Annotated in this window: 14 protein-coding genes; all 14 read right to left on the bottom strand. The window is 31.4% G+C overall.

Annotated features, from left to right (window positions below):
* Positions 1-93: 93 nt before the first annotated feature.
* The gene (locus tag ACFSX9_RS02645) at positions 94-639 is read right to left on the bottom strand and encodes a hypothetical protein (RefSeq protein WP_379804045.1); all 546 of its coding nucleotides are present in this window, start codon (positions 637-639) and stop codon (positions 94-96) included.
* 178 nt (positions 640-817) lie between these two features.
* A complete protein-coding gene (locus tag ACFSX9_RS02640; RefSeq protein ID WP_379804043.1) occupies positions 818-1,606 on the bottom strand; it encodes a DUF4272 domain-containing protein in 789 nt (262 codons plus the stop codon).
* Between the two features lie 180 nt (positions 1,607-1,786).
* Positions 1,787-2,494, bottom strand: coding sequence for an EF-Tu C-terminal domain-related protein (locus ACFSX9_RS02635; RefSeq protein ID WP_379804041.1), 708 nt, complete (start codon positions 2,492-2,494; stop codon positions 1,787-1,789).
* A 348-nt stretch (positions 2,495-2,842) separates the two neighbouring features.
* On the bottom strand, positions 2,843-4,105 hold the full coding sequence (locus tag ACFSX9_RS02630) for a WG repeat-containing protein (protein ID WP_379804039.1): 1,263 nt from the start codon (positions 4,103-4,105) through the stop codon (positions 2,843-2,845).
* Positions 4,106-4,309: 204 nt separating this feature from the next.
* Positions 4,310-4,804, bottom strand: coding sequence for a hypothetical protein (locus ACFSX9_RS02625; RefSeq protein ID WP_379804036.1), 495 nt, complete (start codon positions 4,802-4,804; stop codon positions 4,310-4,312).
* 493 nt (positions 4,805-5,297) lie between these two features.
* On the bottom strand, positions 5,298-6,065 hold the full coding sequence (locus ACFSX9_RS02620; protein WP_379804034.1) for a hypothetical protein: 768 nt from the start codon (positions 6,063-6,065) through the stop codon (positions 5,298-5,300).
* A gap of 196 nt (positions 6,066-6,261) precedes the next feature.
* Entirely contained in the window at positions 6,262-6,771 is a 510-nt protein-coding gene (locus tag ACFSX9_RS02615; protein WP_379804032.1) for a hypothetical protein, read from the bottom strand.
* A gap of 515 nt (positions 6,772-7,286) precedes the next feature.
* Positions 7,287-7,679, bottom strand: coding sequence for a phospholipase D-like domain-containing protein (locus ACFSX9_RS02610; RefSeq protein WP_379804029.1), 393 nt, complete (start codon positions 7,677-7,679; stop codon positions 7,287-7,289).
* Positions 7,680-8,133: 454 nt separating this feature from the next.
* Complete coding sequence (locus ACFSX9_RS02605; protein WP_379804027.1) at positions 8,134-9,663, bottom strand: hypothetical protein; 1,530 nt, start codon at positions 9,661-9,663, stop codon at positions 8,134-8,136.
* A gap of 681 nt (positions 9,664-10,344) precedes the next feature.
* Positions 10,345-12,147, bottom strand: coding sequence for a hypothetical protein (locus ACFSX9_RS02600; RefSeq protein ID WP_379804655.1), 1,803 nt, complete (start codon positions 12,145-12,147; stop codon positions 10,345-10,347).
* Between the two features lie 114 nt (positions 12,148-12,261).
* Positions 12,262-12,501 (bottom strand): cytochrome C oxidase subunit IV family protein, encoded by a 240-nt coding sequence (locus ACFSX9_RS02595; RefSeq protein ID WP_379804653.1) that lies wholly within the window; start codon positions 12,499-12,501, stop codon positions 12,262-12,264.
* Positions 12,502-12,506: 5 nt separating this feature from the next.
* Entirely contained in the window at positions 12,507-13,079 is a 573-nt protein-coding gene (locus ACFSX9_RS02590; RefSeq protein WP_379804025.1) for a cytochrome c oxidase subunit 3, read from the bottom strand.
* On the bottom strand, positions 13,070-14,038 hold the full coding sequence (locus ACFSX9_RS02585) for a DUF438 domain-containing protein (RefSeq protein WP_379804023.1): 969 nt from the start codon (positions 14,036-14,038) through the stop codon (positions 13,070-13,072). The genes ACFSX9_RS02590 and ACFSX9_RS02585 overlap by 10 nt, the downstream gene beginning before the upstream one ends.
* Position 14,039: 1 nt before the next feature.
* On the bottom strand, positions 14,040-15,806 hold the full coding sequence (locus ACFSX9_RS02580; RefSeq protein ID WP_379804020.1) for a nitric oxide reductase activation protein NorD: 1,767 nt from the start codon (positions 15,804-15,806) through the stop codon (positions 14,040-14,042).
* Positions 15,807-15,815 lie beyond the last annotated feature (9 nt).

Genomic DNA, 15,815 nt, shown 5'->3' with positions numbered 1-15,815 from the left:
TTTTCGGTTCATTACTACTGCTTATTAATATGCTAAAAGCTCAATTTAGCACAGAACCCGCAATTTTTTTATACCATGTTACCAGATGGCATTTTACCAATTAGGCTTGCTTTTTCGGATTAGATTAATGTCTTTGTCAATTTTGAATTCATCTTTAAAATGTCGATTTATGCCTTTTTCTTTTCTTATTAATATTTCATTTTCAATATTAAAATTCCATAAAACTCTGTAGTGAGCAGAGTTGAAGTTTCCTGTAGGCGTTTCTAAAATAAGTTTTTTGTCTTTATTAATATAATATCCAACAAAATTTGCCTTGTTTAAATCATTAGTATTTATGTCTTTTAAATCAGAGGAAAAATAGGCAAATTGACCTGTCTTATAAAATAGTAAATATCTGTGTTTTTTATAATTAATTTGTTGGTCTTCATAGTAATTATAGTAAATATCATTGCAATTTATACTTTCAGCCATCTCAGGTTTAAACTTTTCCTTAAACTTCTTTTTTTTCAGTTCTTTTCTTCCGTCAACATTAACTTGAATATATTTATCGTGACCGCTTACCATTTCATAAGTTCCGCTTACGCAAGAATTTAACGTGAATAATAATAAAACTAAAAATGCTTTTTCTAAAATTCTCATTTTGTTACGGTTTGTCTATTATGCTTTCTGCCAACGTTTTTTCAGCTTGGCGATGTCGCGTATAAAGAAGCCGAAACTTCCTTTTATCACTGAACTTCAAAGGAAACAAAAATCTTCGATTTAGCAATAAACCCGCCATATTGCAAAATCGATGTTACCTGCTGGCGTTTTTTGGTTTTTATGTATCTGTTGTAACTTTGTCCCAATCTTGGTTCATAAATTTTATAAGCCAATTTAATGAGTAATGTCGCTCGTAAACAACACTTGTGTCAAGTCCACTTGGTGCAGATTCATTTTTTACTCTTGCATTTACACAAGCCCAATCAAGTCTCAATATTAAATCGGCTTGGTCAAGTATTTCATTTTTCGTTCGCAATTTTGCATTTGCTCTAAATTCTTTCTCAGTCCTTGAGAACAAATGTTTTACATCATCTGCAACATTACAAACTTCATTTGCATATTTTAGATTGTCAATATAACCCAATGCCCACAACATAACGTGATAACTTTCGGCTCTCCAATTTGCATCTGTCATCTGTTGTTCCGTTGGGTTGTCAGATAAAGCAAATTCTTTCTCATTTGCTGTTAATTTTGCCAAAACATTATATTTTTTGTCGAATTCAGCCAACATTTTTTTGTCTGCGTTTTCACTTTTAAGTTCCAAATAACATAAAGCAATTGCTCTGTCTACAACTTCGTCTTTTGTCCTGATTGTTACGTTTTCTTCAGAGTCAACAAACAATGAGTTTGGGTTTTTATATATTGGAATATTTTTTGATTTGCAAAATTCCTCTGATTTAGCCCGTCTTTCAAGTTGGTCTTTAGTTGCAGAAATATTCTCAACAGACTTTGTTATAGGCCCTATTTTTGAATTGTCAGAAGTTGTGTCGTTAGATTTATTCTGTCCACAACCAAAAAGTGTTGATAAAAATCCCATAGTTATTATAAAAATTGTTAGTTTTTTCATTTTATGTAATTTCATTTTAAGGTGTTGCGATACGCTTGCAGGCAACGTTTCGCGCCTTACAGAAGTGACGAACTTCGTGACCTATTATTTTCGGCTAAGATAAAATATCTTGCGGAAGATAAATGTGAATTAACCACATATTTCGCCATTTTTGCAAACCGCTGTTGGCAGATGTTTTTTCTATTGAGTTACTATAATCTGACCGGTTAGATAAATTGAATGCCAAGTTGCAAAACTTAACACCATTTTTTCTATTTCTAATTGATTTTTTCTTTGATTAAATTTGTTTTCCATTTCAATTTTGTAAAGATGATTTGAAGTTGCTAATCTTGTTTTCCAACATTCAATAATTTTAAATGCAACGTCTCTGGGTTGTATATTTTCGGCAATTAATTTACATTTTACCAATATCATACATTCCAAATTTCCTGTCATTTCAAATTCAATTTCTCTAATAATTTCTGTTTCATTTAACCAACCTTCAAAATCTATTTTGAATCCAAGTAAATCATCGTAATCAGAATAGGGTTTTATCTTTTTGTCGATTGAACTCAAAAAAATTTTTCCATCCCAATAATTGAAATCTTCTCGTAATATTTTAGTTATTTTACCTTTACCAACAACTTTATTTCCCTCACGTGTTTCAAATTCTTGATTAACTTTAAATTTACCAACGTGAAAGTCTGTACTTAAAGTTTGTATATTTACTTTTACAGTTTCTCCAAGTTCGCAAATTTCTTTATCAATGAATTCTTGTGGTGCGTCCCAATCTTTTCCGTTATAATGAAATTGTCCTCTATATCCACTTTTTACGGCACTTTTTCTTCCACCTTCATTTTCTGTAAGATAGTAAATTTCTGCTTGTAATTGTGGTTCCAAAAGTTTCATTTTTTTTAGGTTTCGTCTGTTTTTCGAAAATATCTGCCAACTCATATATACACGAACCTCTAAATTTTAAAAATTCTCAACTACTAGTTTATTAGTTGTTTATGAAAATATATTTAAAAAAACGAAATTCGAATTATTTTTTTTGATATAAATTCCTTACGAATGTAATTATTTTTTTCCTACAAAATACATCAGTTCTCTAAATTTCTTAAACTAACTCAAAAAACCGATTAACGTCCATTTTCGAAACAGTTAAGGCAGAATTACATTTCATACTAACAAATTATCAGAAAAGTAGCTTTAAAATGATTTTGTGAAACGGTCACCGATGTTAGCAGAAGTAGTTTTTTAATTACTATCCATCATCATTTCATCGGGTTGTCCTTCGTACTTTAAAATTGCAATTACTTCTTCTTTATTGTTAATTAATAATTTTTGACTATCATATTCTACAATGAAATTTCCGTTATAAGCCACTTTTATGCTATTGTATTTGTTTTGAATAACAATGTTTCCTTTTTTGTCAATTAAACCCCATAAATCTGTTGTATAATATGCTCCAGATGAAAACCCTCTTTTACCGAAAGATGCAAATCCATTTTGAAAAGATGTCATCACACCTACAAATTTGAAATCGATTACTGTTTCTCCTTTTGCGTTTATAAATCCCCATTTTCCTTCTTTCAAAACGGGTGCTAAACCTTCGCTAAAGTTGCCGGCTTCATCGTAAATCATTGGAATTACTATTTGACCCTTTTTATTTGCATAACCAAATTTTTTATCTTTTTCTAACACCATCAAACCTTCATAATAAAACCGTCGGAAACCTTCTCTATATTCGGTGGGTAATAGAATATTGCCATATTTATCCGCAATGCCATTTTTAGTATCTTTTGTAAGATAAACCATGTCTTCCGAAGTATAAATAAAGTCAAACTCTGGCTTTAACAACACATTTCCTTTTAGATCTATTAGTCCCATCTTTGAATTTTTTTTAAATGATAAAGAATGAGCATTTTCAAAACTACCTAAATAGGAATATTGAAAGGGTAGTACAGTTTTACCTTTCATATCTATAAGTCCACTTTTCCCACCAATCTTTACTACAACATAACCATTTTCAATTTCGCCAATACTTTCAAATCTATTTGAAATAATGATTTTCCCTTTTATATCCATTAATCCATAAAGGCCATCTTTTTTAAAAGTTATTATGCCTTTTTTTAAATTATTAAAATTTACATCTTCAAATTGTGGTTTTATTCTATATTGACCCTTTTTATCAATAAGACCATATTTTCCATCAATTTTCACTATTGAAACTCCTTTTATCATTTCGTTTGCGAAATCATATTTATAAGGGATAACTAATTTGCCTTTTTTATTTATAAATCCATATTTATCATTTTTTTTAACAGGAAATAAACCTTCAGAAAAATTCCCTACATAGGAATATGTTTCATCTGAAATAGGTTGCCCAGTTTTGTTTAAAATTTGTAGTTTATTGTCTTGACCAGAAATATAGTATACAAACTCTTTTTTTTGTGCAAATGCAAAATTTGAAAATACCAATAATGTAAAGAGTGTAATCGTGTAAAGTTTTATTTTCATCTCCTGTTTTTTTATACTATTTATGCTAACGTTTCGCGACTCGCAGAAGTGGCGAACTTCGTAACCGATTATTTTCGGCTAAGATAAAATATCTTCCGAAAGATAAACGTGAATTTAGCACCTATTTCGCCATTTATGTAAACCGCTGTTGGCAGTAGTGCTTTATTCTTCAGCCATTTTTAATATTTTAATTTTCTTTTATTTTTATGTTTCGTGTTGTCCCACTTTTATAACTATTCCATTTTTAAATTCTATATCTAATACGTCTGGGTCAATTCCGAAAAGTTGTGGTCTAAAGCCTAAATAATAATTCCATAAATCACTTTCATCTGCATTTTCTTCATTTCCAAGGATTTGTTTCACTTCTGCTTTTGTTTTTCCAATTAACATTTTACTTTCAATTATTTCTTCTGAAAGTTCATACCTTTTTTCTTTATCGTTGAGCCATTTTTCTCTGTCAAAGTCATTAGATGGATAGTAACTTATACTGAAAATCCAAAGTATTATAATACCAAGGTAAATTACAGGCATTGAGATTATTGTTGCAGTCCAAGTTGCAATATTCAGTTTCCTTTTGTCTTTAATAGATTTTCGGAAAATCCAACGCCAAATGAAAAATGTTGGAATTGCTAAAATCAGAATAATAAAATAAACTTCAATGCTTATTCCAAAAAGTTCAGGCATAATTAATAGTTCCATTATAATTTTTTATTTTTTTTCGTTCTGCGCTAGCATTACTGCTAACTCATATATACACGAACCTCTAAATTTTAAAAATTCTCAAAATACTAGTTTATTAGTTGTTTATGAAAATATATTTGAAAAAACGAAATTCGCGTTGTTTATTTTTAACATAAATTCCTTACGAATGTAATTCTTTTCTTCCTACAAAATTCATCAGTTCTCTAAATTTCTTCAACTAACTCAAAAACCCCATTAACTTCCATTTTAGAACCAGATACGGAAGCATTGCATTCTCTACCAATAATCCACTTAAAAACAAATCTAATAAAACTATTTCTAATTCACTTTCTAAATCAGAATAGTTTCTTGCAGAGCTAAAATAATATTCTTCTGGTGAAGTAACAACTTTAAAACAAAACTATTTTTTGTGGGTTTTGGTCATTCTTTGTGGGAAAGGAATGCAATTCCGCACTATCGTTGCGTGGGAATATCCGAACGATAGGAAAAGTTATCTATATACTATATTAAACGTCTTAATCATATTCAGTTTATCGTTTATGAATGCCTTTTTCTCTATGTAATTATCTAGTTTGTCCTTTTTATATTCAAAACGATATGTGGAAATTAATGAATCATTTTTATTGTATTCTAAGGTTTTTATTAAATCGTCAGCTTCATAAAAATATTTACTTCGGACATTTTGAGCTGGATTTTCTCGATATTCCATTTTTGATTCTGTTATCTTTCCTTTCGCATTGTAGTTGTCAGTTTGTAAGGCGTTTTTAATAGTGTCGCCAGTTTTTAAATCAATAAATAATTGCGAAAGAGAATTTTTTATCAATTTTTTGTCAGCATTATAATGATAAACTCCAATTTGTTTAAAAGTAGTGCTATCTGTTGTTGATTCCGAAATTGTTTTAATTAATGAAGAGCCTTTATAAATATAATCTACCTCAAATGTATTACTTTCAAAAGACATTTTTACTTGTTCTTTTTTAAGTCTTTTACAACTATTATACATATAAGTAATATACATAGTCTCGTCCGAAAATATATAATTTTGGTTAAGTTTTACTATTTGATTTATTTCATTATAATATTTTTTAACAACAGATAATGTGTCGCGAATCTGATTGTTTAATGAATCGTATTTTACACTACTATTATATTCAGTCAACATTTTAACGTTGCCTTTAAGTTCGCTTTCTTGCGGTTCTATTTCGCCACAACAGCCGATTAGTATAAATAATGATGTAAAATTTAGCAAGTTTTTCATTGATTGGCTTTAATTATACGGAATTAAATTCCGCACTATTGTTACGTGGGAGTATCCGAGCGATCGGGATATCCGAGCGATCGGGTTAAAGATGCAAGTTTTTTCCATTAAACACTAATTTTCCAAGTACAAAACCATCTTTAAATTTAGCCTAAAACCCAAATATCTTGTAACGGCTGTTAACTGCCGTTTTTTTTTAATTCATTATATTTTTATTCGAATAGGTAATTTCACAAATCCATTTTTGTCCTTCATTTTCTTTTCCGATTATATATTCTTCTGTTTTTTCAATGCAAATAAAATCAGTTTTCAATGGATTAAAGCAAAAAATATCATCGTTTTCAATTTCTAATATTTTATTCCATTCTTTTAAAAACAAACTTTTTTTAATTTTCAACAAACCAAAATTAAAATTCATCAAAAAAATATACAAATAATCGGTTTCTATTTTCTCTAAATAGTTTTTAATTCGTTTGCTAATTTCTTCAACATTATTTAATTCAATTTGAAAATAAAGATTTTCAGCATATTTATTTGGCCATTCTTCTGATTTTGCTTGAAATTCATCAGATTCTACAAAACCTAAATTTTCAATTTTGTTATTTAAGTTTGTCGAACTTATTTTTTCCATAAAAGAGTTAAGTTTTTCATTTCGTTCTATTTCCCAACGCTTTTCCGCTATTCTGTTTTTTAAAGATTCATTCATTTCTTATGTTTTAGAATAAAAACGGTTGTTATTAGTTGTTTTTCCGGTGTTTTTGGGCAAAATGGCAGTTAACTCAAATATACACGAACCTCTAAATTTTAAAAATTCTCAAATACTAGTTTATTAGTTGTTTATGACAATATATTTAAAAAAACGAAGTTCGAATTCTTGTGTTTAATATAAATTCCTTACGAATGTAATTCTTTTTTTCCTACAAAAAACATGAGTTCTCTAAATTTCTTCGACTACCTCAAAAACCCTATTAACGTCCATTTTCGAACCAGATGCGGAAGCATTGCATTGTCTACCAACAATCCACTTCAAAACAAATCTAATAAAACTATTTCTAACTGACTTTCTAAATCAGAATAGTTTCTAGCCGAACTAAAATAATAATCTTCTGGTAAAGTAACACTTTTAAAACACAACTATTTTTTGTACGTTCTGGCCATTCTTTGTGGGTACGGAATGCAATTCCGCACTATCGTTGCGTGGGAATATCCGAGCGATCGGGGTTATATTTTTGTCAAAAGAATTTCTGTAGGACTTACGAACTCAACTTTAATTTGATCTCCAATTTGCAGTTTATTACGTACAAACCATGTTCCTAAAAGTTTTAAATCTCCATTTCCATGAATATTTTTAGCATATTTATCTCCTTTTTTTCGATTTCCAGAAGCTTTTAGTTCTTTGTCTTTTATAAATCCATCATTTGTACTAAACTTATAAACATTACTCTGATTAGTGTTATGTAAATTTGTTATGTGAAAAGACAAAGCGTATTTAGAGGGAATTGGAATATATCCTTCGTTTTGAATGCTTGGTCTTGACTTTGTTTTTCTGTGAGTTCCCCATCCTAAATGTGTTTTTTTAAGACTTGCAATGTAAAAATCCCCTGTATTTGGCATGTTTCTATTATTTATTTATTTTTTTGCGTTGCGGTCGTGTTGCTTACAACATAATTATATACGGAACTTAAAATAATTTAAAATTAGTAAACTTATTTTTGATAATAAAAATATTTTAAAAAATGAATTATAAAATCTCTCCTTTCAATAATCTCCCCACGAATATAATACATTATTTTCCTACAAAATACATCCGTTCTCTAAATTCCCTCAAGTAACTTAAAAACTCGATTAACAACCATTTTTGAATCAAAAAATAAATATGAATTCACTACTAGGTTGCGTTAAGGAAGAATATGGAATGCAATTCCTAGATATCATTACATGAAAATATCCGAGCGACTGGGAGAGTCTTGTTCATTAGATATCAGAAAAAAAATATAAAAAATTAAAAATATATTTTTCATAATTATATAGTTTAATGGCAGAGCAATTTTGCTCTGCCATATTTAATTTATTGTACTTTTTTCGGTTCAATACTAAACTTACAATAGCCCGTTGTATAATCACGTGTTTGCCATCCTTCAACTCCTAAAATCCCACCTCTTCTTCGGCCGATAATTACCTTATCTGCGAAATTTACAATTGCTGCTCCAAGAAAATCGTTACCTTCGGTAAATGTTTTTTGAACAGTCTTAATTTGTGTGGTTTCTAAACTTGCACCAAACTTTAATCCTGTTTTTACCTTTATACCAAAAGTAGCATCAATACTAAAGTTAGTAGCAAATTTTACGGATCTAGAATCTGTTAATACAGTTGTGGTTGTTAAATCAACTTCTTCTATTTCGATTTTTATTGAAGATGCATATTCATCTAAATCCCAATTAATTAGTGGAATGTCAACTAAAACAGTTTGATTAGAAATGTTTTTAAGTCTATAATATTTAAAAGTGAAAGAACCTTTGACAATTTCGTACTCCAGGAAAAAAAGTTGGTCTGGAGAAACGGTGAATCCATTTATCAACTCATTACCTACACCATTTTTTGCATTTATAATCGTACGAACTTTAAATTCATAAAAACCACCAGTCCAATGACTTGTGTTTACCCTGTGATAAGAAACCATTTTTGGATCACCAGTTTGATCAGAAATTTTGTTGTACGCATTTATAGCATCACCGGTCATACTAAAACTTCTTAAATGCTCTTGAAAGTCATAAGTGAATTGACCGTTTGGTGCAGTTGGTTGTATGCCGTAATATATATAGTCTCGTTGCCAACCATCTAAATTTGGGTTTTGTTGATCATAAACATCATATGAACTTACTAATACCGGGTCTAAATTCCTAACAAACCTAGCAGCATTATTTTTTTCATTTTCGTTATCAAAAGAATCCGCCCAGAATTTAATAATAACGCCGTCTTTTTCAAAAACTGTTTTAGTTTTTAAATTTCTGATATTTGGATTTTCTAAGTTAGATATAACTCTTTCATTATTTTTTACAACAATAACAGGAAATCCAGGAACTAGATCGCTTGGTATCATTTCTAAATTTAAATCAGGTGTAATCAAAGGTACTTCGTTTGTATAATTAGTTCTTAAAGCAACTGCTGGAATTTCGGATGCAGTATTCCAAATTTTAGCAGAAAATGATCCCTGTGGAAGTTCAGGTACTAGTATAGTTAAAGTTGGTTCAACACTTAATAACTTTGATAGTTGAAAATTATTTTCTGCATTTCTATTTATTGTTTCTTCAAAAGTCGCTCCATTTTCAAGTCTAATATCTTTAATTAAATAAACTAAAACCTCAAAGTCTTTATTAAACATTTTTAGTGCTTCGTTTTTTATTAAATCCCTTAAAACTTTACTTTCTTTAATACTTTTCATTAAACTGAAAGCAAAATTTTCCTTTAAAATGCTTTTAGAATCTTTTTGTTTAATGATTTCTTGAGAACTTTCATTTTTTGTAAAATCTTCATTTGTACAAGAGCACAAAAAAAGCAAAGAGATTACAATTGCCAGATTTTTTAATTCAATTTTCATTTTTGAACATTTTACCTTATTATTAATACGGACTACCGTAAGGACGACATCTTTAGGCACAATTTTGATTTTTAGTTAATTTGTACCGCCCCGTCGGTTTTAAATTTTAAACTTTAATTACTAAATTTACGTATTTCCTTGAAGTAAATCTATAGTATCCTCAAGCGATTCGTTTATTTAGCACGGTTTTAAAAATTTTATGCCGACTCAGTTATACGCGAATTTTCAAATTTGAAAAATTTGAAAATACATGTTTTTTACTTGTTTATAAAAATATATTTGAAAAAACGAAATTCGCTTTTTTTTTTAATATAAATTCGCCACGAATATAATACATTTTTTTCCTACAAAACACATCAGTTCTTTAAATTCCTTTAACTAACTCATAAACTCGATTAACTACCATTTTTGAATCAAAAACTAAATATGAATTTACTACCAGGTTGCGTTAAGGATGGGAGCGGCATCCTTTTTGTTTTTTCTTTAAAAACAAAAAGATAGAGCGGACAGCGTGGTAGAACGCCAAAAAAAAGTTTAAAGTTTAAAGTTTGAGGTTAGTGGTTATTAGTTAGTGGTTTGTAGTTGATGGTTGATACTTGATGGTTGATAGTTAAAAGAAAACACCATTACTCAATGAATTTCGTAATGGTGTTTTTTATACTAATGATTGGCTAACTTACTTTAGAATGCTGGTTCTTGGTAGGTTAGTTGTTGTAATTTGTTTTCGAAAATGGCCATGTCTGCTGTGATTTTTGCAAAGCTGGCAAATGTGGTGGCATCGGTGAATAACGCTTTGTAATACGAAATTCCGTTGGTAAGATTGGTTTTAAAGGTTTCCCACTTCTTAATTTGCTGGGCAGAGATTTCTAACGTATCGTTGATTTGGTTCGTTAAATAAGTCACGTATAATTCCAATTCTTTGACAAACATATTGGGTCTGGCTTCGTGGTTTTCGAGATTTTTTGAACCATAAATATGGTGCATCATGTCTTTTAAAGAAACTTCTTTAGAGAAATAAGCCATATTTGGACCTGGACAAACGACAACGCCTTGGTTTTGCCCTTTGATAGGAATTCCGAATTCTAACAAACTTGGATTCGCTAATCCAACACACAAACACGATTTTTCGGTAATGGAAGTGTACGCTTTGTTGTAGGCTTCGGCAGAAATCGCATCTTTGGTTTCGTCTAAAGCTTCAATTTTCTTGTCTTGGTATTTTTTAGAGGCCGAGCAACTTCCCTCCGCTTCATATTCTTTGCTTAAGGCTAAAAATTTCTTTGGACAAGAACTTCCGGCTTTTCCTGAAGAAATGCGTTGGTTTTTGTAAAAGTCGTTCGTGGTTCCTTTAATGGTGTTAAAAGGCACGCCTAAAGGTGAAATATTGCTCAAATATAAATCTTCGGCCTCTGCTCCTGCTAATAATTTTCGGGTTTGTACGTCTACTGAAGTGGCTTCGGGAACCAATAAAAAGGGCGAACCCCAACCTACTGCGTCCATTTTGTAATGGTCTAATAAAAATTGGTGTTCTTCTGAAGTTCCCACGCCTCCTTGAACCGTTAATTTTAAATCTGGCGGTGTGTTTGGCAACGTTTTATTTTTTGCGGTCAAAGCCGAACTCAATAAACCATAAGCCGATTCAATTAAATCTTGCTTTTTGTTTTTGAACTCTTCCAAAATGGGTCCTAATAGAAATCCGTCGGTTGCAAAGGCGTGTCCGCCACAATTTAATCCGGATTCAATGCGGTATTCTGACACCCAAAGTCCTTTTTTAGCTAAAAAATTTCCTTGAATCATGGCCGAACGAAAATCACTAACTTTTAGGATAATCTTCTTCTGAAATTGTCCGTTTTCATTTGGATAAAAAGCGTCAAACGATTCCATATAGGCGAATAACCTCGGATTCATTCCAGCAGAAAAAACTACGGAAGAATTAGTGGTGCTGTTCACAAAACCGCGTAAAGCCGCATGTGCATCGTTATACATTACCGGCAATTGCTCGTGATCAATAAAATTATCTTTGTCCAGCTTCGTCATGATGTTGACATCAATGCTTCCGGGTTTAAAATAATGATTTAAAGTCGTTTGCAACTCATGAAAATTATCTTTCCCGGATGTAATCGCTTCTTCTAATCGCACTTTTAATTCGGAAGTAGAAGGTAAAGTAGCCATGAAATCTTCCAATTTACTTCTAGTTTCTAATAATTCTGCTTTAAAAGATTCAAATTTCTGAGTAACAACGGTGTCGATTAAATTCAGATAATTGGTAATTCTTTTCGCTCTAAAATCTTCTACTTTCTGCGAAATTTCTTCATACGGTTGTTTGAATTTTTCGGCATAGAAAGCAGTCATTTTCTCGATTAAATCGTCATCCATAATGGAAATAACGGAATCGATTCCATACTGAGCAACACGAATGGGGCTATCAATAGTGAACGCCAATCCCATTACTGGAATATGAAAAGTGTGTGTGTTCTTTTGTAAAATCATTATATGGAGGTTTTGAGTTGTATTATTTTGATTCTTAATTCATTAAAAATTTAGTAACAAATTAAATACAATCTAAAAAGAGTTTATATGATATATATCATACTTCTTAAATTAGAGTAAAATAATAAGTACTAAGCCCATAAATGCTCCATAAGCAAGCAGTAATACCTTCCAAAAAACATTTGCATTTTTCAATTCCATAAACTGAAAAGCCACCAAATAAAATTTTAGTAACGACAAGCAAACGACAATAGCCACAATCAGTTCTGAGCTTATATTAAAAGCAAAGAATACAGACACTAATGTCAACAATATCAACACTATAAATGTTGAAGTAAGTTTTAGTTTCATCATAATTAAAATAATAAATAAAGTACTGGATATAAAAGCAACCAAATGATATCGCACATGTGCCAGAATGTAGCACTTGCTTCAATGTCTTCTAACGAAGCTTCTGTTTTGCTTTGTTTAATTGATCTGCGAATAAAAATTAGAATAATCAAACCCACAAAAACGTGAATCCAGTGGAATCCTGTTAATAACCAATAGTTGGTGAAGAATGCACTTTTCCCCATGGTTAGGCCCATTTCGATTTTTTCGTAATATTCGTAGGATTTCAAAATCAAGAATCCAAAACCGGATAGAATTGCCCAAAGCATAAATTGGGTCGTTTTTTCTATTTTCTTTTCTTTGAAAAAATGTACTGCTTTCGCTACGAAAAATCCACTAGTTAACAATAAAATGGTATTAATTGTAGCGGTAAATTTGTTCAATAACTGGCTGTCCGCATGAAATTGTTCTCTTTCCAAAGAACCATAATAAGCCAACGCCAAAATTGCCATGCCGAATGTGAATAATTCTAAATAAATGATGATCCACATTAATATTCCTCCTGGAGGATAATAGATTGATTTGTGATTTACTTCCATTCTAATAGTCTTCTTTCTCCGTCGATTTGTTTAATTTCAGTGATATCTTGTGACATTTCGATTACGCCTTTGTAGTTCTTTTTATCGTCTCTAACGGCGAAGTATCGAATGTAAATTTGTCGTTCTTTAAAAGTAATCCAGAACGAAGCTTCGTTTTGTTCTCCTTTTCTGAATGCTTCTAGAATTTTTAAAACCGTATCCACACTTTTTGGCGGATGACAGAAGCGAACTTCTCGCCCAATAACTCCTGCACTTCTAGGAAAAACGCGTTCTTCTCCTCTATTGTAGAAAATTACTTTATCGTTTTCGTCTACATAAGTTAGGTCGATGGGTAAGGTTCTGAAAAGTAAATTCACTTGTTCAACCGTCATATACCCTTCGTCAAAGTGCGATGCATTTTCAGCAAAAACAACATCGGTTCTAATTTCAGTATCTTGTGATGGGTGAATATAATCGGGAATATTTGGAAATTTTGCTGGAGCTTCTTTTAGCATCCATCCGATTTCGTCTTCTCCTTTTCGCATTTTAATCCAATCTTCATCGGTTAATAATTCCAAGGCGTTTGGAAACAACACATTTTCTTCAACACCCAATAATCGTTCGATATTTTGAACAATTAAACTGGAATTGTGTTTTACGGAAGTGAAATCTTTTTCGGCAATATTTTTTCGAACAATGCGAAACATTTCTCTAATGGTATCGTGAAATGACCACATATTTTGAGAAGGTCCATTCCATCCTTTTTGTTCAAGAAACGGGAAAAGTTGGTTTTCTTTACGTTCAAATCGTTTTTCTACCGTTGCTAATTGATTGAAAACATTATAAAATGGTTGAAATTCTTCTTTTGGGTCCAAAGCATTTTGCTCGGCAATTAACATATGTATTAAGTCAGTTTCTACAAGATAAGTGTGAATGGGATGGCCTTCTATCACTTTTGTATGTGTTTCTTTTAGTAACATTTTATTGATGTTTGATTTTCTCGTAGAGTTTTACCAATGATTTTAGCAAAGCTTCTGGAGAAGTTAATATTTGATAATGATTTTGTCCAAACATTTGCGGTAAATAATATTTGGCTTGTGCCTCGATGGCTAATGCATACGAGTTTATTTTGCGTTCGTTTAATTCGCGTAACGCTTGTTTGATGTCTTGAATTCCGTGTTGGCCTTCATACTTATCGTAATCATTTGGTTTTCCGTCCGATAAAACGATAATCCATTTATTTTTGGAATCGATTTGATCTAAACGAGCTCCTGCGTGACGAAGTGCCGGACCAATTCTAGTATAACCGTTTGGTTCGATAGCTCCAATTTTATGTTTGGCCGTGTTCCAACCTTCGTTGAAATCTTTTAAGGTTAAATAAGTGGTGAAGTTTCTTGTTTTCGAATAAAATCCGTCGATTGCAAAATCAATGTCGAATTCGTGCAGAATTTCACCAAATAAGATGGAAACTTCTTTTTCGACATCAATAACCCGATTTCCGGCCGCATAACCATCGCTCGAAAGACTTAAATCTAACAGAACCAAAATGGCAATGTCTTTGTTCTTTTTTCGATTCGAAAGATAAACGCGTTCGTCAGGCGATTTTCCCGAATGAATATCGGTGTATAAATCCGTTAAAGCATCTAAATCGAAGGATTCACCTTGCAATTGTCGGCGTTGTTGTTGCATTTTATTGTTCACGCTGGTTAGCATTTTTCGTAAACCATTTAAAGTGGTTTTGTACTTAGCCATTGTGTTTTTATAGTACGAAGGATGTGTTTTAATTTGCGTTTTTGGATATACTTTACAAAAATTAGGCAAGTAATTTCGCTTTTTAAAATCCCATTCGTCATATTTTAAGTGGAATCCTTTTTCATCTACCTCAGCACTTTCGGCAATCGAAGTATTTTCAATAAAGTCAGCTTGATAAACAGAATGCACCATATCATCGACCCGAACTGTAAAACGCATATTCATTTCTTCCAAAGCGTCTTCGTGGTCTTTTAAATCGTCTTTTCCGTCGAAATCTCTCCAATTTCCGTTGAATTCTTCGGCTGTTTCGATTTTTTCAAAACTATGCATCAACACGTAATCTTCTTGTTGCTTTTTATCGATGGCAAGCGATTGGATTTCTTCGACCGCATTCGCGTGAAGCGTTGTTTCTGCCACCACGCTATTTTGAATTTTTGTTGCTACATCGTCAAAATTTTGCAAAACGTCTGAAGCATCTACTTCGGGCGAATTTTTCATCCATTTGCCGTATAACCAGCTAAAATCAGCTGTTTCTTTGTTTTTCTCGAGCGGTAATTTTGGAACGGCTTCGTAATACCATTCTTCTAAACTTGGGTATTCTTGAAATAATTTCTCCAACACTAATGGTGCTGTTTCTTGTGCTTTTTCTAACGATAATTGTTGTAAATCTTCGAGAGAAGTCCAGTTTAAGTTCAATTGTTTCTGAACGCTTAAATACGCCGTTCTGAAAAAATAAAACTTTAGGTTTTCTTCTTTTGTTGGAAAAAGGGAACAATTTATAGGTAGAAAGAAGTTCAAGTTTTTATAACCACCTTCGCGTTCGGCAGGAAAAATCTCAATCGGAACACCGCAAAGTGCTCTTGCTAGAAGTGTTAGTCTGGGTTTAATTTCGGACAACGTCACTTGACGACTCAGCATTTCACTGTCATTGAGTCGTTTGTGTTTAAAGTATTTGATTACTTTTTTATATAAAATTTCATCTAATTCGAACCCCATTATTCATTT

Origin of the sequence: Flavobacterium ardleyense (assembly GCF_042686085.1) — a bacterium.
Classification (GTDB): Bacteria; Bacteroidota; Bacteroidia; order Flavobacteriales; family Flavobacteriaceae; genus Flavobacterium; species Flavobacterium ardleyense.
The sequence above is the reverse complement of the archived record's forward strand: the minus strand, read 5'-3'. Positions and strand labels throughout refer to the sequence as shown.